General features: G+C 53.3%; 1 protein-coding gene and 1 pseudogene. Both read left to right on the top strand.

Annotated elements, in window-relative coordinates:
• Positions 1-213: IS66 family insertion sequence element accessory protein TnpB (tnpB, locus tag BGK49_RS17565; RefSeq protein WP_146628135.1), on the top strand; the 213-nt coding region annotated here is incomplete at its 5' end.
• Positions 214-243: 30 nt separating this feature from the next.
• Positions 244-405, top strand: a pseudogene (locus tag BGK49_RS29680) (IS66 family transposase); the annotation flags it as partial.
• Positions 406-503: the final 98 nt, after the last annotated feature.

Raw genomic sequence — 503 nt, 5'->3', positions numbered from 1 at the left:
CGTGGCCGACGGGGTGACATGATTAAAATCCTGTGGGCTGATGCTGATGGTCTGTGCCTGTTCACCAGACGCCTGGAGGAAGGCCAGTTTATCTGGCCTGCTGTGCGTGACGGCAAGGTATCCATTACCCGCTCGCAACTGGCAATGCTCCTCGATAAGCTGGACTGGCGTCAGCCAAAAACATCCCGCCTTAACGCACTGACAATGTTGTAAAAATGTCATGGCCGGATTATAAAAACGGCCATGAATCAAAAATACCTCATTCGCATTGCAGAACTGGAATGCCAGCTCCGTCAGAAAGACCAGCAACTGAGTCTGGTTGAAGAGACGGAGGCCTTCCTGCGCTCTGCACTGGCCCGCGCCGAAGAAAAGATCGAAGAAGATGAACGGGAAATAGAACATCTGTAAGCGTGCAGCAAGAACCGTATTGACGGGGATGTGTTATTCAGTCGGCAGTGCTACGCGCCAGGGGAGCAGTTCGCCGACCCGGTTTATCGGCCAGT

It is taken from the genome of Shigella sp. FC1544, assembly GCF_001722145.1.
GTDB classification, from domain to species: Bacteria; Pseudomonadota; Gammaproteobacteria; order Enterobacterales; family Enterobacteriaceae; genus Escherichia; species Escherichia coli.
Note: the sequence above shows the minus strand (reverse complement) of the source record. Positions and strands in the feature narration are given on the sequence as shown.